14 protein-coding genes are annotated in these 17193 nt (G+C 73.2%); 3 read left to right on the top strand and 11 right to left on the bottom strand.

What is annotated here, in order from left to right; translation table 11 throughout:
• Window positions 1–67: 67 nt before the first annotated feature.
• The 5 genes from thpD to ACLJPL_RS31410 all read right to left on the bottom strand — a co-directional run bounded on the left by thpD (window position 68) and on the right by ACLJPL_RS31410 (window position 4902).
• Entirely contained in the window at window positions 68–961 is an 894-nt protein-coding gene (gene thpD, locus ACLJPL_RS31390; protein ID WP_411084347.1) for an ectoine hydroxylase, read from the bottom strand.
• Between the two features lie 6 nt (window positions 962–967).
• Window positions 968–1366: an ectoine synthase gene (locus ACLJPL_RS31395; RefSeq protein WP_411084348.1), complete on the bottom strand. Its 399-nt coding sequence runs from the start codon at window positions 1364–1366 to the stop codon at window positions 968–970.
• Window positions 1367–1447: 81 nt separating this feature from the next.
• A complete protein-coding gene (ectB, locus tag ACLJPL_RS31400; RefSeq protein WP_411084349.1) occupies window positions 1448–2710 on the bottom strand; it encodes a diaminobutyrate--2-oxoglutarate transaminase in 1263 nt (420 codons plus the stop codon).
• Window positions 2711–2956: 246 nt separating this feature from the next.
• A complete protein-coding gene (gene ectA / locus ACLJPL_RS31405; protein ID WP_411084350.1) occupies window positions 2957–3487 on the bottom strand; it encodes a diaminobutyrate acetyltransferase in 531 nt (176 codons plus the stop codon).
• 308 nt (window positions 3488–3795) lie between these two features.
• Window positions 3796–4902 carry an aminotransferase class V-fold PLP-dependent enzyme gene (locus ACLJPL_RS31410; RefSeq protein ID WP_411084351.1) on the bottom strand — a complete coding sequence of 369 codons (1107 nt, stop codon included), beginning with the start codon at window positions 4900–4902 and terminating at the stop codon, window positions 3796–3798.
• Between the two features lie 223 nt (window positions 4903–5125).
• On the opposite strand from ACLJPL_RS31410, the gene ACLJPL_RS31415 reads away from it, so the two are divergent.
• Complete coding sequence (locus tag ACLJPL_RS31415; RefSeq protein WP_411084410.1) at window positions 5126–6202, top strand: amidohydrolase family protein; 1077 nt, start codon at window positions 5126–5128, stop codon at window positions 6200–6202.
• 305 nt (window positions 6203–6507) lie between these two features.
• Complete coding sequence (locus tag ACLJPL_RS31420; protein WP_411084352.1) at window positions 6508–7443, top strand: SCO1860 family LAETG-anchored protein; 936 nt, start codon at window positions 6508–6510, stop codon at window positions 7441–7443.
• Window positions 7444–7589: 146 nt separating this feature from the next.
• Here ACLJPL_RS31420 and cobC read toward each other — a convergent pair whose 3' ends face one another.
• A complete protein-coding gene (gene cobC, locus ACLJPL_RS31425) occupies window positions 7590–9176 on the bottom strand; it encodes an Rv2231c family pyridoxal phosphate-dependent protein CobC (RefSeq protein WP_411084353.1) in 1587 nt (528 codons plus the stop codon).
• A 308-nt stretch (window positions 9177–9484) separates the two neighbouring features.
• Between cobC and ACLJPL_RS31430 the strand changes: the two genes are divergently transcribed.
• The gene (locus tag ACLJPL_RS31430) at window positions 9485–10207 is read left to right on the top strand and encodes a ZIP family metal transporter (protein ID WP_411084354.1); all 723 of its coding nucleotides are present in this window, start codon (window positions 9485–9487) and stop codon (window positions 10205–10207) included.
• A gap of 118 nt (window positions 10208–10325) precedes the next feature.
• Here ACLJPL_RS31430 and ACLJPL_RS31435 read toward each other — a convergent pair whose 3' ends face one another.
• From ACLJPL_RS31435 to ACLJPL_RS31455, 5 genes are read right to left on the bottom strand one after another with little or no spacing between them, the layout of a single operon-like run.
• Complete coding sequence (locus tag ACLJPL_RS31435) at window positions 10326–11675, bottom strand: cobyrinate a,c-diamide synthase (RefSeq protein ID WP_411084355.1); 1350 nt, start codon at window positions 11673–11675, stop codon at window positions 10326–10328.
• The gene (gene cobO / locus ACLJPL_RS31440; protein ID WP_411084356.1) at window positions 11669–12268 is read right to left on the bottom strand and encodes a cob(I)yrinic acid a,c-diamide adenosyltransferase; all 600 of its coding nucleotides are present in this window, start codon (window positions 12266–12268) and stop codon (window positions 11669–11671) included. Before cobO ends, ACLJPL_RS31435 begins: the two co-directional genes overlap by 7 nt.
• Window positions 12268–14307: a putative cobaltochelatase gene (locus tag ACLJPL_RS31445; RefSeq protein ID WP_411084357.1), complete on the bottom strand. Its 2040-nt coding sequence runs from the start codon at window positions 14305–14307 to the stop codon at window positions 12268–12270. Before ACLJPL_RS31445 ends, cobO begins: the two co-directional genes overlap by 1 nt.
• Window positions 14304–16133, bottom strand: coding sequence for a cobyric acid synthase (locus tag ACLJPL_RS31450; protein ID WP_411084358.1), 1830 nt, complete (start codon window positions 16131–16133; stop codon window positions 14304–14306). The genes ACLJPL_RS31445 and ACLJPL_RS31450 overlap by 4 nt, the downstream gene beginning before the upstream one ends.
• A complete protein-coding gene (locus ACLJPL_RS31455; protein ID WP_411084359.1) occupies window positions 16130–17125 on the bottom strand; it encodes a cobalamin biosynthesis protein in 996 nt (331 codons plus the stop codon). Before ACLJPL_RS31455 ends, ACLJPL_RS31450 begins: the two co-directional genes overlap by 4 nt.
• Between the last annotated feature and the right edge of the window lie 68 nt (window positions 17126–17193).

Consider the following 17193-nt stretch of genomic DNA (forward strand, 5'->3'; position numbering starts at 1 on the left):
AGCGAGTTACGCGGCGGGGCCCGGGACGGCGTACCGTCCCGGGCCCTGAACTGCCTGCGCTTATACGCTACTCGACCGGCGTGAAGTCCCGCGCCCCGATGAACTCGGGGCGGCGGATCGGAGCCGCGAAGGGCTCCTGCGCCGCGTTCTCCACGCTGTTGAAGACGATGAAGACGTTGCTGCGCGCGTACGGGGTGATGTTGTCGCCCGAACCGTGCATGGCGTTGCAGTCGAACCAGGTCGCCGAACCGGCCTTGCCCGTGAAGAGCTTGATGCCGTGGCGGTCGGCCATCTTCGTCAGCGCCTCGTCGGACGGGGTGCCGGCGTCCTGCATCTGGAGCGACTTCTTGTAGTTGTCCTTCGGCGTCTCGCCCGCGCAGCCGAGGAACGACTTGTGGGAACCGGGCATGATCATCAGCCCGCCGTTGGTGTCGAAGTTCTCGGTCAGCGCGATCGACACGGACACGGTCCGCATGTTCGGCAGACCGTCCTCGGCGTGCCACGTCTCGAAGTCCGAGTGCCAGTAGAAGCCCGAGGCCCCGAAGCCCGGCTTCACGTTGATCCGGGACTGGTGGACGTACACGTCCGAGCCGAGGATCTGGCGGGCCCGCCCCACCACCCGCTCGTCGCGGACCAGACCGGCGAAGACCTCGCTGATCCGGTGGACCTCGAAGACGGACCGGACGTTCTGCGTCTGCTTCTCGACGATGGAGCGCTCGTCGGCGCGGATCAGCGGGTCGGACACCAGCCGGTCCAGCTCGGCGCGGTAGCCGGCGACCTCGTCAGGGGTGATCAGCTGGTCGACGGTGAGGAAGCCGTCCTGCTCGTAGCCCTGGAGATCCTTGGCGGCGATCGGGCCCGGTGCGCCCGGCGCGGACCAGATGACCGGGTCCTGGCGGGGAGTGGTCATCTCGGCGGCGCCGCGCGAGGGGTACAGATCGGCGCGTACTTCGGTGGTCATGATGGTTCAAACCTCCTCGGTCAGCAGTGGGTAGACACCGTTCTCGTCATGGTCCTCCCGTCCGGTCACGGGCGGGTTGAAGACGCACACGCAGCGGAAGTCGGTCTTGGGCCGCAGGGTGTGCCGCTCGTGCCCGTCCAGCAGGTACATCGTGCCGGGCGAGATCCAGTGGGTCTCGCCGGTCTCGTCGTTGGTGAGCTCGGCCTCGCCCTCGGTGCACAGGACCGCCTCGATGTGGTTCGCGTACCACATCGAGGTCTCCGTACCCGCGTAGAGCACGGTCTCGTGGAGCGAGAAGCCCACCTTCTCCTTGGCGAGCACGATGCGCTTGCTCTCCCAGGTGCCGGACGCGGACTTCACATGCCGGTCGGTGTTCTCGATGTCACTGAACGATCGGACGATCACGGTGAGCGGTGCCTTTCTCTCGTGCGCGGCCCGGGCCTCGCGGCCCGGGCTCTCCTTCTCGCCTGCCCCGGACGTGCCGGGTCAGGCCGTTTCGCGGATGCAGCGGGCCAGCGTGCGCAGACCCTCGTCCAGCTCTTCGGGGGTGATGGTCAGCGGCGGCAGCAGCTTGACGACCTCGCTCTGCGGGCCGGAGGTCTCCAGCAGCAGGCCCAGCCGGAAGGCGCGGGCGCAGACCGCGGCGGCACGCGCCGGGTCCTGGAACTCCATGCCCCAGACCAGACCGCGGCCGCGGAACTGCGCGGTCGGCTCCTCGGCGCAGATCGCCAGGAGCGCCTGCTCGACCTGCTCGCCGCGGGCCAGGGTCTGCTTCTCCATCTGGCCGTCGGCCCAGTACGCCTGGAGCGCGGCGGCGGCCGTGACGAAGGCCGGGTTGTTGCCGCGGAAGGTGCCGTTGTGCTCGCCCGGCTCCCAGATGTCCAGCTCCGGCTTGAACAGGCACAGCGACATCGGCAGGCCGTAGCCGCTGATGGACTTGGAGAGCGTGACGATGTCCGGGACGATCCCGGCCTCCTCGAAGGAGAAGAAGCCGCCGGTGCGGCCGCAGCCCATCTGGATGTCGTCGACGATCAGCAGCATGTCCTGGCGGTGGCACAGCTCCTGGAGCGCGCGCAGCCACTCGGCGCGGGCCACGTTGATGCCGCCCTCGCCCTGGACGGTCTCCACGATCACGGCGGCGGGCTTGTTGAGCCCGGAACCCTGGTCCTCCAGCAGACGCTCGAACCAGAGGAAGTCGGGGACCGTACCGTCGAAGTAGTTGTCGAACGGCATCGGCGTGCCGTGCACCAGCGGGATGCCCGCGCCGGCCCGCTTGAAGGCGTTGCCGGTGACGGCGAGCGAGCCCAGCGACATGCCGTGGAAGGCGTTGGTGAACGAGACGACGGACTCGCGGCCCTTGACCTTGCGGGCCAGCTTGAGCGCCGACTCGACGGCGTTGGTGCCGGTCGGGCCGGGGAACATCACCTTGTACGGAAGGTCGCGCGGGCGCAGGACGACGTTCTGGAACGTCTCCAGGAAGGCCCGCTTGGCGGTGGTCGCCATGTCCAGGCCGTGGGTGATGCCGTCGCGCTCGATGTAGTCGATCAGCGCTCGTTTCAGCACGGGGTTGTTGTGGCCGTAGTTGAGCGAGCCGGCCCCGGCGAAGAAGTCCAGGTAGGAGTGGCCGTCCTCGTCGGTCAGCCGGGCGCCCTGCGCGCGGTCGAAGACGGCGGGCCAGCCGCGGCAGTAGCTGCGGACCTCCGACTCCAGGGTCTCGAAGACGCTCAGTGCGGGCGGGGTGATGGTCACAGCGGATCTCCTGCGTGAGGGGGTGTGACGGACGGTGTGGTCGGTGCTCCCGGCCGTACGGAGACGGCCGGGACCGCGCCGGGTGGTGGACCGGCGCGAAAAGTCGTGGAGGACCGGGCGTACGGGTCGGGTACGCGCGACCCTGGCCGTGCGGCCCATGCGGCCGTGCGGCGCTGAGGACTCAGGGGGCTCGGCGGCTCGGGGGATCGGCTGGCTCGGGGGCTCGGCGGCGGAGGGGCTCGGGGCTCAGGCGGCGAAGGGGCCGATCCGGTAGAGCACTTCCGGCAGGTGCGTCCCCTCGGGGAACAGCCCGCCGTCGAACAGCACCTCCTGCTCCAGCGGTACGTCATGACGCTGGGCGTACGACGTGAACAGCCGGTCGGAAGCGGTGTTGTCCGGGGTGATCGTCGTCTCGACGCAGGAAAGCCCCTGGTCGGCGGCGACGCGAGCGGTCAGTGCGTCCAGCAGGGTGGCGGCCAGTCCCTTGCCGCGGTGCGCCTGGTCGACGGCCACCTGCCAGACGACGAGGGTCTCGGGGCGGTCGGGCCTGATGTAGCCGGTCACGAAGGCGATCGGTTCGCCGTCCTCGCCGCGGGCCACGGCGGACGTCGCGGCGAAGTCACGACACCACAGCAGGTAGCTGTACGAGGAGTTCAGGTCCAGGACCTGGGAGTCGCGGGCGATGCGCCAGATCGCGGCTCCGTCCTCCACTCGTGGGGTGTCGATGCTCAGGAATTCGCTTCGGGCACGGGCAAAATCTGCTGGTGCGGCGGTCATGCGAATTGAATTTACCCAGCAAATTTCTAAATTGCATCGAGGCAAAGGGTTGGATGAGGCATCGATATGTGTTATCAGGCGGGCGTGAGCTCCCCCGAGATGCGGGTACTATTTCGCATCCTTTGTCCTGAATTTTTCGGGCATAACGCCGCTCGTGTGGAGTCGGTCACAGGGTTGTAACTCTCGCGAGACGTGTCCGAATCATGAAGTTCGAGCCCCGTGGAAACTTCCGGGTTTAGGGGGCGGGAAAGCGGGCAGAAGAATGCGGGGAGCTGCTTTCGATAAAGCAGCTCCCCGCATTATGAATATCAAAAGCCCGGCCAGGTTTCCGTCACCGCGCGCCGGGCAGCCTCCGAGTCGACCCGCCGGCCCCCGTCGGCCAGCGCCGCCCCCAGAGCCGCGAGCGAGGACAGCACCACGTCCCGCGTCGCATCCGCCCCGTAGTGATTGACCCGGATCATCTCCTTGGAGAGCGCCCCGCCGCCCGCGACGAGCGGCAGCGAGGGGTCCGCCGCCAGCGCCCGCGCGACCAGCGCGGCGGCGTCGGTCCCCGCCGGGGCGCGCAGCGTCGTGGCCACCGGAGCGGCGTCCCGCGCCTCGTGGACGTACGGCTCCAGACCGCCGCCCAGGGCCGCCGCGCCCGCCCGGGTCGCCGCGGCGGCGGAGGCGTGGCGGGCCATCACCGTCTCCGGGCCGTCCGCCTCGATCCGCTCCAGGCATGCCTCCAGGCCCAGCATCTCCAGCTGCGCCGGGGCGTGCGGCAGCGCCTTGCGGCCCCCGTCGATCCAGCGCTCCTTCCAGTCCAGGAGCGAGAGGTAGGAACGGCGCGGGGCGGCCGGGTTGGCGGCGAACCGCTCCCAGGCCCGCGCGCTCACCGACACCGCCGACACCCCGGCGGGGCCGCCCATCGCCTTCTGCGCGCCGATCACGCACAGGTCGACGCCCCAGGCGTCCGGGAGCAGCGGCTCGGCGCCCACCGAGGCGACCGCGTCCAGCATGAACAGCGCACCGTGCGCCCGGACCGCCTCGCCGACCTCCGCGACCGGGTTGGTGTTGCCGGTCGCCGCCTCCGCGTGCACCAGGGAGACGAAGTCGATCTCCGGGTGCCCGGCCAGCGCTTGTGAGACCTGGGCTGCGGTCACCGCCGTGTGGAAGGGCACGGTGAGGTCGACGACCTCGGCGCCGCAGTCCCGCAGCCAGTTGCCGAAGGTCTGCCCGTACGGGCCGGTCACCACGTTCAGCGCGGTCGAGCCGGGCCGGGCGCCGCCGCGGATGCAGCCCTCCAGGGGGAGCAGGGCCTCGCCCTGGGTGATGACGACGTCCTGCTCGGTGGCGAGGAGCGCGGCCACCCGCCGCTCGATGGCCGCGAAGTGCGCGGCGGTCAGCGGGGGGAGGTCGAGGAAGGGGTGCGTCACGGTGGTGCTCTCTTCGGATTCGGTCGGTCGGCGGTCGGGTCGGATGCGGTCCGCCTGCGGCCTGCAGTCGGTCGGCCGGTTGGCGGTCGGTAGTCGGTCAGCCGGCGGTCGGTCGGCCGGTCGACGGTCGGGCGGGTCCCTCCGGACACCCCCGGCAGCCTATCGAGGGCCTCGTACAGTGCCGCCTATGAGTGATCAGGTGCGTGACCGGGAGGGGCAGCGGGTGCTGCGGGTGAAGGGACGGGTCCTCGTCGGCCCGGACGAGGTGCGCGACGAACTGTGGGCCGTGGACGGACGGATCGCCTTCGACCGGCCGCCGGGCGCGGACGGGGCGCGGACCGTCACGGGCTGGGCGCTGCCCGGCCTGGTCGACGCGCACTGCCATGTCGGCCTGGACCGGCACGGCCCGGTCGACGCGGCGACCGCCGAGCAACAGGCGCTGACCGACCGGGAGGCCGGAACGCTGCTCATCCGGGACGCCGGATCGCCCTCGGACACCCGCTGGATCGACGACCGCGAGGACCTGCCCAAGATCATCCGGGCCGGCCGCCACATCGCCAGGACCCGCCGCTACATCCGCAACTACGCCCATGAGATCGAGCCCGGCGACCTCGTCGCCCACGTCGCCCGGGAGGCCCGGCGCGGCGACGGCTGGGTCAAGCTGGTGGGGGACTGGATCGACCGGGACGCGGGCGACCTGACCGCCTGCTGGCCGCGCGGCGAGGTCGAGGCGGCCATCGCGGAGGCGCACCGGCTGGGGGCCCGGGTCACCGCGCACTGCTTCGCGGAGGCCGCGCTGCGCGATCTGGTGGAGGCGGGCATCGACTGCGTCGAGCACGCCACCGGGCTGACCGATGACACCATCCCGCTCTTCGCGGAGCGCGGCGTCGCGATCGTCCCGACGCTGGTCAACATCGCCACGTTCCCGGACCTCGCGGCGGGCGGCGAGGCCAAGTTCCCCCGCTGGTCCGCCCATATGCGCCGGCTGTACGAGCGCCGCTACGACACCGTGCGCAACGCGTACGACGCCGGCATCCCGGTCTACGTCGGCACCGACGCGGGCGGCTCGCTGGCGCACGGCCTGGTCGCGGGCGAGGTCGCGGAGCTGGTGAAGGCGGGCATCCCGCCCCTGGAGGCGCTGTCCGCCACCGCGTGGGGAGCCAGGCGCTGGCTGGGGCGGCCGGGGCTGGAGGAGGGCGCACCGGCGGACCTGGTCGTGTACGACGAGGACCCGCGCGCGGACGTCCGGGTGCTGGCGGCCCCGCGCCACATCGTGCTGAACGGGCGGGTGATCGGGTGAGGCGGCGCTGTGTTGACAGGCAGTGACGGACCCGGTCCCCGCTCGTTGAAGCACTTCCGCGCACGCTCCGGCGCAGTCGCACGCTGTTCGGCCCGTTCCGTGGGGAAGGGGTGACACCGGCAAACGTACGTGCCGAAAGATTCGAATATGCGCGCGGAAACCCCCCTTTGGGGTGAACTCACCTCAGGTATCCGCCGGTTCACCCTCAGTGCGTAAAGATTCACGGAGTCGAGGCCACCGGTGCACGCGATGTCCCCCATTGACGGCACCGGTGGCTCCATGTCTCCTGTGGGGGTTCCACCATCGTGAACAGCAACACCTTCCGTCGTGCTGCCCTGGCGGCCGTCGCCGCTCCCGTCGCCCTGCTCGCCGCGGCCGTCCCCGCGCAGGCGGCCCCGGCGACGCCCGCCACCGGCGGCGAGGGCAGGGCGAGCGCGGTCGTGCTCCGCACCGGGCTCGACGTGTCCCTTCTCAACAAGTCCGTCCTTGTACCCCTCAAGGTCGCGCTCAACGAGGTGCAGGCCCCGGCCAGCGCCGAGCGGACCGCGCTCACCGTGAACCTGGACGGGGTGGAGGGCGGAGCGCCGGTCAACGTCCTGCGCGCCGACGTGGCCACCGCGAACGCCACCGTCGACGAGAAGAAGGCCGAGGGGTACACCAACCTGGCGAAGGCCCGCGTCCATGTCCCCGGACTGCCGCTGCTCTCGCTCATCGAGGTCGAGAAGGTGACCTCCAAGGCGCTCTGCGAGGTCGGCGAGGAGCCCGTCGCCGAGTCGAACGTGCTCGGCCAGGTCTCGGTGCTCGGCAAGAAGGTGACGCTGAGCGCGGGCGGCCCGACCCGGGTGGCGGTGCCCGGCGTGGGCGAGGTGACGCTCGACCTGTCGCATACGGAGACCACCTCGCGCACGGCCGCGGCGACCGCGCTCCGCCTCAAGGTCGCGGTGAACCCGCTCGAACTCAACGTGGCCGAGGTGGAGGGTGAGATCACGCTGGCCGGGGCGACCTGCGAGACCCCGAAGGAGCCGAAGAAGCCGCACACGCCCGAGAAGCCGGGCGACGACGGCCCCGATGTGAAGCCGCAGACCGGCTCCGACGCCGGCAAGGCCCCCGCCACGGCGAACCTCGCCGAGACCGGCGGCAGCTCCTCCACCCCGTACATCGCGGGCGGCGCGGTCCTGCTGCTGGCGGTCGGCGCGGGCGCCACGGTGGTCGCGCGCAGGCGCGGCAGCAGCCAGAGCTGATCCCGGCCACGGGCCCTTGCGGGGCGGCGTTCCATCGTACGGACGCCGCCCCGTGACGGGCCGGGAGGCTTCCTCGCGAGGCCCCCTCGTGAGGAAGCCTCCCGGGGAAGCCCCGGAGGGAAGCCTCCTTCGCGATGAAGCCTCCCTCAGCGCCCCGTTCGCGCGGGCAGCGCCTGGACGGCCTGGTCCAGGGCCTGGAGGAAGCGGTTGGTGGTGGCCCGGTCGCGCACCGCGAGCCGCAGCCACCGCGGCCCGAGCCCCGGGAACGTATCGCCGCGCCGGGCCGCGAAACCCAGCAGCCGCAGCCGCTCACGGACCTCCGCCGCCCGCTCCAGCCGGACCAGGACGAACGGCCCCCGGGCCTCCTCGACCGCCTCCACCTCGCTGAACTCCGCGAGCCCGGCCAGCAGATGGGCCCGGTCCACGGTGATCCGGTCCGCCGCCTGCGCCGCCTCCACCAGCGCCCTAGGCTCCATGCACGCCTGGGCCGCCGCCAGCGCCGGGGACGACACCGGCCACAGCGGCTGCGCGTCGGCGAGCAGCGCGACGGTCTCCGGATCGGCCAGCACGTAACCGATCCGCAGCCCCGCCAGCCCCCACGTCTTGGTGAGGCTGCGCAGCACGACCAGCCCCGGGATGTCCGTACGGCCGCACAACGCCTCGCGCTCGCCCGGCACGACGTCCATGAACGCCTCGTCCACCACCAGCGTCCGCCCCGGTCTGGCCAGCCGCTCCAGCAGGGCCGCCGGGTGCAGCACGGACGTCGGGTTGGTCGGGTTGCCGACCACCACGAGGTCCGCCTCATCGGGCACCGCCGCCGGATCGAGCCGGAAGCCGTCCTCCGCCCGCAGCAGCACCCGCCCCACCCCGTGCCCGGCCGCCCGCAGCGCCGCCTCCGGCTCGGTGAACTGCGGATGCACGACCACCGGATGCCGGACCGGGAGCGCCCGGGCGATCAGCACGAACGCCTCGGCCGCGCCCGCCGTCAACAGGACGCGGTCCACCGGCAGTCCGTGCCGCTCGGCGACCGCCGCCCGGGCCGCGGTGCCGTCCGGGTAGGCGGCCAGCGACACGAGCGAGGCGGCTATCCGCTGCCGCAGCCACTCCGGCGGCGTATGGGTACGGACGTTCACGGCGAGATCGGTCAGATTCTCGCCGCGCACCTCCGCGTCACCGTGGTGGCGCAGGTCGGGCCCGGCGCTCTCGATGTTCTGCGTGGGGGGATTCATGGCTGCCATGGTGAACGGACGCGGGCCTTCCGTCACGAGCGGGGGGGAAGTTTTCTCGCCGGAAACAGGGAAAGGCGCGAGGACGGCCGGAAACCGGCGCGCCACCGCACAGGTCGCCCCCGGCGCGACGGACTTCTCCACCACCAGTTCGTCCGCGTCGATCAGCGCCGCCGCCTCCGCGACCGACGCCGTGCCCACGGCGGCGGCCGGAGCACCCGAGGGGTTCGGCACGCGCACGGCCGCCAGCGCCGCCGCCGGATGCGCCCGCACGGGCACCCCGAGCCGGGCGGCGGCCCCCACGATGCCCGGCTCGTCCGCCTTCGCCTCGACGGTCGCCAGCTCCACGACGTCGGCGGTGCGCAGTCCGGCGCTCCGCAGCGTCTCCTCGATCAGGCCGAACACCTCGTCGAGCGGCGCACCCCGGCGCGCGCCGACCCCGACGACCAGGTTCCGCGCGCCGGGCTCGGGGGCGAGAGGGGCGGGGCGGGCGGAGGCTCCGGTCATGGGCGGATTCCTGGAGGGGGGATTCTCGTCATGGCGGAGCCTGCCTTTCAAGCGGCTGTCACATCAGGCGGTGGGGGAGCCGTTCCGTATACGGTCACGGATCCGGCGGTCGCACGGTTCGTCGTACGGGCGGGTGAGGCCGTCACGGGCCGGGACACGGGCAGGGACACAGGCAGGGGCACGGGCAGGTGTACCGGTAAAGGCAGGGACACCGGCAGGGGCAGGGGCAGGGACACGGGTAAGGACAGGGGCACGGGTAAGGACACCCTGAGATGCGGTCGACCGGTTCGATCGACTAGCAAGAGCCCATGGCGGTGTTCGTCGCGCTCGGCGCGTTCCTGATGACTCTGGCCGGCGGCTGGGTCGCGCAACGCGTCACCGACCGCCGCCATCTGGTGCTCGGCTTCGCGGGCGGGCTGATGCTCGGCGTGGTCGGCCTGGACCTCCTGCCGGAGGCGATGGAGGCCGCGGGCCGCCCGGTGTTCGGCGTGCCGGCCGCCCTGCTGCTGTTCGTCGGCGGCTTCCTGGTGGCCCATCTGGTCGAGGGGCTGCTCGCCGTACGCCAGGTGGCACACGGGGCGAGCGGCGAACGCGTCCCGCAGGTGGGGCTGACGGCGGCCGCCGCGATGGTCGGCCACAGCCTGATGGACGGCATCGCGCTCGGCGCGGCCTTCCAGGTCAGCGGGGCCATGGGCGTGGCCGTCGCCCTGGCGGTGATCAGTCATGACTTCGCCGACGGATTCAACACGTACACCCTCACCAGTCTTTACGGGAACGCCCGCCGCAAGGCGCTCCTGATGCTGTTCGCGGCTGCCGCGGCACCGGTCGTGGGTGCCGCGACGACGCTGCTGTTCACCCTTCCGGAGGAACTGCTCGGCGGCTATCTCGGATTCTTCGGCGGAGCCCTGCTCTACCTGGCCGCTGCGGAGATTCTTCCCGAGGCACACCACACCCATCCCGCCCGTTCCACCCTTCTCTGCACCATCGGGGGCGTGGGCTTCATCTGGCTGGTCGTGGGCATCGCGGAGTGAGCCGCGCGTACGCCGTTGTGCGCCTCACCGCGCCTCACCGCGCCTCACCGCGCTTCACCGCGCTTCACCGCTCCTCACCGCGCCGCGTGCGCCGCCGCACCGGACGCGGGCGGGTCGCTCACCGGGCCCGGCAGTGCTCGACGAACCTCCGGGCGACCCCGGGCGACGCCGCCCAGTGGGTGTGCAGATAGCTCGCGTGCACGCCCCGCTGGACGTACCCCTCCACCCGCCGCTCCGGCTGGTGCATGCCCCACGCGGGCACCGGCCCGGCCCCCGGCTCCAGCACCGTCCGGTGGAACTCGTGCCCCCGCATCCGGGTCCCGGCCGCCGCCAGCGGGCTGTCCGAGACCGCCACCGCCTGCCGGTAGCCGAGCGTGAGCCGCTCCGACATCCGCGCCTCGGCGTCCAGCACCCCGCACATCGGCTTCCCGTCCAGCTCCCGCGCCAGATACAGCAGCCCCGCGCACTCGGCGGCCACCGGTGCGCCGCTCAGGGACAGTTCCGTGATCGCCCGCCGCAGCGGCTCGTTGGCCGACAGCTCGGGGGCGTACATCTCCGGGAACCCGCCGCCGATCACCAGCCCCGCCGTCCCCACCGGCAGCTTCTCGTCCCGCAGCGGGTCGAAGACCACGACCTCCGCGCCGGCCGCCGCCAGCAGCTCGGTGTGCTCCGCGTACGCGAACGTGAACGCCGCCCCGCCGGCCACGGCGACGACGGGGCGAGGCCCCTGCGCGGGGGCGTACGCCGGTTCCCACGGCTCGTCCGGCAGCGCGGGCGCGGTCCGCGCCAGCGCCATCAGCGCGTCCAGGTCGCACCCGGCGCGCACCCGCTCGCCCATGGCGCGTACGGCGTCCACCGCGTCGCCCTGCCGCTCGGCCACCGGGACCAGCCCCAGGTGCCGCGAGGGCGTCGCCACCTGAGGCGCTCGCCGCAGCACGCCCAGCACCGGGAGGCCCGACTCGTCCAACGCGTCCCGCAACAGCGCCTCGTGCCGGTCGGAGGCCACCTTGTTCAGGATCACCCCGCCGATCCGCACCTGAGGGTCCCAGGAGGCGAACCCGTGCACCAGGGCCGCCACCGACCGGGACTGCGAGGAGGCGTCGACCACCAGCACCACGGGAGCCTTCAGCAGCTTCGCCACCTGCGCGGTCGACGCCAGCTCCCCCTGCCCCGAGGCGCCGTCGTACAGCCCCATCACGCCCTCGACCACGGCGAGGTCGCACCCCGCCGACCCGTGCGCGAACAGCGGGGCGACGAGATCCGTCCCGCACATGTACGCGTCGAGGTTGCGGCCGGGGCGGCCCGTCGCCAGCGAGTGGTAGCCGGGATCGATGTAGTCCGGACCCACCTTGTGCGGCGAGACGGCGAGCCCGCGCGCGGCGAAGGCGGCCATCAGACCGGTGGCGACGGTGGTCTTGCCGCTGCCGGAGGCCGGAGCGGCGATGACCAGACGGGGCGTGCTCACCACTCGATGCCCCTCTGGCCCTTCTGCCCCGCGTCCATCGGGTGCTTGACCTTCGACATGTCGGTCACCAGGTCGGCGGCCTCGATGAGCGCGTCCGGCGCGTTGCGGCCGGTGATCACCACGTGCTGGGCGCCGGGCCGGTTCCGCATCACCTCGACGACCTCGTCGGTGTCGATCCAGCCCCAGTGCAGCGGATAGGCGAACTCGTCGAGCACATACAGCTTGTACGTCTCGGCCGCCAGGTCGCGCTTGACCTGCTCCCACCCCTCGCGGGCCTTCTCCTCGTTGTCGAGCTGCCCGTCGCGCTGGACCCAGGACCAGCCCTCGCCCATCTTGTGCCAGTCGACCGTGCCGCCCTCGCCGCTCGCGCCCAGCACCTTCAGCGCGTTCTCCTCGCCGACCTTCCACTTCGCCGACTTCACGAACTGGAACACCCCGATCGGCCAGCCCTGGTTCCAGGCGCGCAGCGCGAGCCCGAAGGCGGCGGTCGACTTGCCCTTCCCTAGGCCCGTGTGGACGAACAGGAGCGGGCGGTTGCGCCGCTGACGGGTGGTGAGCCCGTCGTCCGGCACCGATGTCGGCTGTCCCTGCGGCATTAAGCGGCCCTCCCGGCTGCGGTGACGTCCTTGACGAGCCCGGCGATCGAGTCGGCCCGCAACTCGTCGAGCGTGACGGCCGTGCCTCCCAACTCCCGGGCCAACTCCCCGGCGAGGCCGAGGCGTACGTACCCCGACTCGCAGTCCACGACGACCGAGGCCGTGCCCTCGGCCCGGTGCAGCCGAGCCGCCCGCCCCGCGAGCGCCACCGGCTCGGGCCCGCCGGTCGCCCGCCCGTCCGTGACGACGACGAGCAGGGGCCGGCGCGACGGATCGCGCAACCGCTCCACCCGCAGCACGTCATGGGCCTTCAGCAGCCCGGCCGCGAGCGGAGTGCGCCCCCCGGTCGGCAGCGACTCCAGACGGGAGGCGGCCGCGTCCACGGACGAGGTCGGCGGCAGCGCCACCTCCGCCTCCTTGCCCCGGAAGGTGACCAGCCCGACCTTGTCCCGCCGCTGGTAGGCGTCCAGCAGCAGCGACAGCACGGCCCCCTTGACCGCGCTCATCCGCTGCCGGGCCGCCATCGACCCGGACGCGTCCACGACGAACAGCACGAGGTTGCCCTCCCGCCCCTCCCGGGTCGCCTGCCGCAGATCGTCCCGGCGCACCACGAGCCCGCGCCCCGAGCGCCCGCGCGCACGCTGGTGCGGGGCGGCGGCCTGCACGGTGGCGGCCAGGTGCAGCTTGGTCAGCGACCCCTGCGGGCGGCGCGCGCCGGTGGTACGGCCGTGCTCGGTACGGGCCCGGGAGCGCCGCCCGGCCGCCCCCTCGCCCAGCCCGGGCACGCTGAGCATCTTCGTACGGAACGGCTCGGCGGACGCCACCGGCCGCTGCTCGGCCCCGGCGGACCTGCCGGGCGCGTCGGGGCTCCCTTCAGGGGCCTGCGACGGCGTGTCGCCGCCTTCCGAGGCCGGCGGCGGAGTGCGGTCGCCATCGGCCTGCGGCGGCACACCACCGCCTCCACCGCCGCCGCCATCGGGGCCGGGGTCCGGATCGTCATCGCCCGGGTCGCTGTCCTGCCCCTGGTCCCCGGAAGCCTCGTCCAGGGTCTGGTCGAGCTTGTCCTCGTCCAACCCCGGCGCGTCGAAGGGGTTGCGGCGACGCCGGTGGGGGAGCGCCAGCAGCGCGGCCTGGCGTACGTCGTCGGCGCTCACCTCCTCGCGCCCGGCCCAGGCGGCGAGCGCGGTCGCGGTGCGGGCCATCACGATGTCGGCCCGCATCCCGTCGACCTCGAACGCGGCGCAGGTCGCGGCGATCTGCCGCAACACGCCGTCTCCGAGCACGACACGGGGCAGCAGGGCGCGCGCGGCGGCGATGCGCTCCCGCAGGGCGCTCTCCTCCCCGGCCCAGCGCGCGGCGAAGCCCTCGGGATCGTCGTCGTACGCGAGCCGACGCCGTACGACCTCCACCCGCTCGTCGGTGTCCCGGGAGGCGGCGACCTCGACGGTCAGCCCGAACCGGTCCAGCAACTGCGGCCGCAGCTCGCCCTCTTCCGGGTTCATCGTCCCGACCAGCAGGAACCGTGCCGCATGCCGTACGGAGACGCCTTCGCGCTCGACGTACGAGGCGCCCATGGCGGCCGCGTCCAGCAGCAGGTCCACCAGGTGGTCGTGGAGGAGGTTGACCTCGTCGACGTACAGGATCCCGCGATGCGCGTCGGCCAGGAGCCCCGGCTCGAACGCCTTCACGCCCTCCGAGAGCGCCCGCTCGATGTCCAGCGCCCCCACGAGCCGGTCCTCGGAAGCGCCGACGGGCAGCTCCACGGTCCGCGCCGGGCGCGACACACCGGCGGCCTCGGCGTGGGGGCCATCGGGACACGCCGGATCGGGCGATGCGGGGTCACAGGAGAACCGGCACCCCGGCACGACGGAGACCTCGGGCATGAGCGCGGCCAGCGCACGGACGGCGGTGGACTTGGCGGTCCCCTTCTCACCCCGCACGAGCACACCGCCGACCGCCGGACTGACGGCGTTCAGCAACAGCCCGAGCCGCAGGTCGTCCTGCCCGACGATCGCGGTGAAAGGATACGGCGTACTCACTGGGCCTCCTCGTTGACATGCTCTTCAGCTTCTACGCGACCGGTCGCGTCGAGCACTGCTCCAGCGGACCCGGCCAACTCAAGCCCCTCGGCCTCGGCCTCCGAGGTCGGGCCGATTCCGGCGGACCCGGCAAACTCAAGCCCCTCGGCCTGGGCCTCTGAGGTCGGGCCGATTCCGGCGGGCCTGGCGAAATCAAGCTTCTTGGTCTCGGCTTCCGCGGTCGGGCCGATTCCGGCGGACCCGGCGACATCAAGCCCCTCCGGCGATTGAGGAGCGGGGTCCGGGGCGGCGCCCCGGCTCTCCGCCGCACCCGCGCTCGACCCCGGCGCCCCCGGCGGCACAAACGGCAACCCCGAAGGCGCACCCCCCTCGATCAACCGCCACAACGCATCCGTATCCGCATGCTCCTCCACCAGATCCCCCAGCCGATCCAACTGCTCCTCCCGCAGCACCCCGAACCTGGTGTCCGGCGCGGCCACGAACCGCCGCCCGGCAGCCCGCGCCACCTCCCCCAGGAACCGCCGCCGGAACCCATCGCTCTCCAGCGACCCGTGCCAGTGCGTCCCCCACACCGCCCCCACCCGGCACCCGTCCAGGAACGGTTCACCGCCCCGCACATCGGCCACCCCGTGGTGGATCTCGTACCCCTCCACCGGCTCCCCGAGCGCCGAACCCACCGGCCGCGCCAGCGTCTTGGCCCGGTCGAACCGCACCCGCACGGGCAGCAGCCCCAGCCCGTCCACGACCCCCGCCCGCGACTCCACCTCGTCCTCGATGCGCTCCCCGAGCACCTGGAACCCGCCGCAGATCCCGAGCACCGGCCGGCCCTCCGCCGCCCGCCGCACCAGGGCGTCCGCGAGCCCCCGCTCGCGCAGCCAGGCCAGCGCCTTCACCGTGCCGCGCGTGCCGGGCACGATGACCAGGTCCGCGTCGGCCAGCTCGTCGGCCCGGTCCACGAACCGCACGACGACGCCCGGTTCGGCGGCCAGCGCGTCCACGTCCGTGAAGTTGGACATCAACGGCACCGCGCAGACCGCGATCCGCAACACGTCCTCGCCGTGCGGGGGAGCCACGACCGACTCCCGGACCGCGCCCCGCAGGGACACCCGCAGGCCGTCCTCCTCGTCGATGCCGAGCCCGTGGGCGTACGGCAGCACCCCGTACGTCCGCCGCCCGGTCAGCCCGTACAGCATGTCCAGCCCCGGCTCCAGCAGCGAGACGTCACCCCGGAACTTGTTCACCAGGTACCCCGCGACCAGCGACTGGTCCTCCGCGCTCAGCAGCGCCGTGGTCCCGAAGAACGAGGCGAAGACCCCGCCCCGGTCGATGTCCCCGACCACCAGCACGGGAAACCGCGCGGCCCGTGCGATCCCCATGTTCACGATGTCCGTCCGCCGCAGGTTGATCTCCGCGGGCGAGCCCGCCCCCTCGCAGATCACCGCGTCATAGGCCGACCGGAGCTGCTCCAGGCAGTCCACGACCGTGCCGAGCAGCGCCTCCTGCCGGCCGCCGTGGTAGCCCCGGGCGCTCATCTCGCCCACCGGCCTGCCCATCAGGACGACCTGGCTGGAGCGGTCGCTGCCGGGCTTCAGCAGCACCGGGTTCATCAGCGCGGTCGGCTCCACCCGGGCGGCCTGCGCCTGCATGGCCTGGGCGCGCCCGATCTCCGCGCCCTCGCGGGTCACGAAGGAGTTGAGGGACATGTTCTGCGCCTTGAACGGCGCGACCTTCACACCCCGGCGCACCAGCCAGCGGCAGATGCCCGCCGTGACGACGCTCTTGCCCGCGTCCGAGGTGGTCCCCGCGACCAGCAGCCCGCCGCTCATGCCCGTCCCCGCTTCCGTCCCGCGCCTGTTCGCCCCGCGCCCGTCCGGCGCGCGATCACGTGTCCCGCGAGCAGCCGACCCGCCACGCACACCCCGAGGGCCAGCGCACCCACCCGGCGCGACAGCCGCACCGCGCGCTCGATGTCAAGACTCCGGACGTCCCGGCCCGACTCCCCGTTCAGCACCGGCCGGTGCTCGACGCGCCCCGCGTACGCCAGCGTCCCGCCGAGCCGTACGCCGAGCGCCCCCGCGAACGCGGCCTCGACCGGTCCCGCGTTGGGGCTCGGGTGACGGCCCGCGTCCGCCTTCCAGGCGCGTACGGCCTCCGAGGGCCGCCCGCCGCCCACCACGGCCAGCGCGGCCGTCAGCCGGGCCCCGGGCCACCCCGCGAGGTCGTCCAGCCGCGCGGAGGCCCAGCCGTAGCGCCGGTACCGGGGCGACTTGTGGCCCACCATCGCGTCGAGCGTGTTCACGGCCCGGAACCCGACGAGCCCCGGCACCCCGCCGATCGCACCCCACACGAGCGCGCCGACGACGGCGTCGGAGGTGTTCTCGGCGACCGACTCCACGACGGCGCGGGCGATCTGCGGCCCGTCCAGGGAATGCGGATCGCGCCCGCACAGATGCGGCAGCCGCTCCCGGGCCACCTCCAGGTCACCGGCGGCCAGCGCGCCCCCGATGGCGCGGGCCTCCCTGCCCAGCGACGTACCGCCGACGACCGACCAGGCGGTGACGGCCGTCAGCGCGACGGCGAGCGCGGGCCGGTCCCGTACGGCACGGGCGGCCAGCGCGGCGGCCCCCGCAGCGCCTCCGGCGCACACGAGGGCGTGCAGCGCGCCCCGGCCCCGGTCGTCACGCCACAGCACGGACTCCACGCGCCCGGCGGCCCGGCCGAAACCGGCCACCGGGTGCCCCCGGCGCGGGTCGCCGAGCAGGGCGTCGGCGATCAGCCCGGCCGTGGCGCCGTACGCGAAGACGCGGTCGGCACGCACGCGTCAGCCCGCCGCGGGTCGGGGCGTTCCGGCGTGAGGGGACACGGGATGCGGCGCTCGGCGGCCAG

The organism is Streptomyces sp. cmx-18-6, assembly GCF_046548915.1.
Lineage (GTDB): Bacteria > Actinomycetota > Actinomycetes > Streptomycetales > Streptomycetaceae > Streptomyces.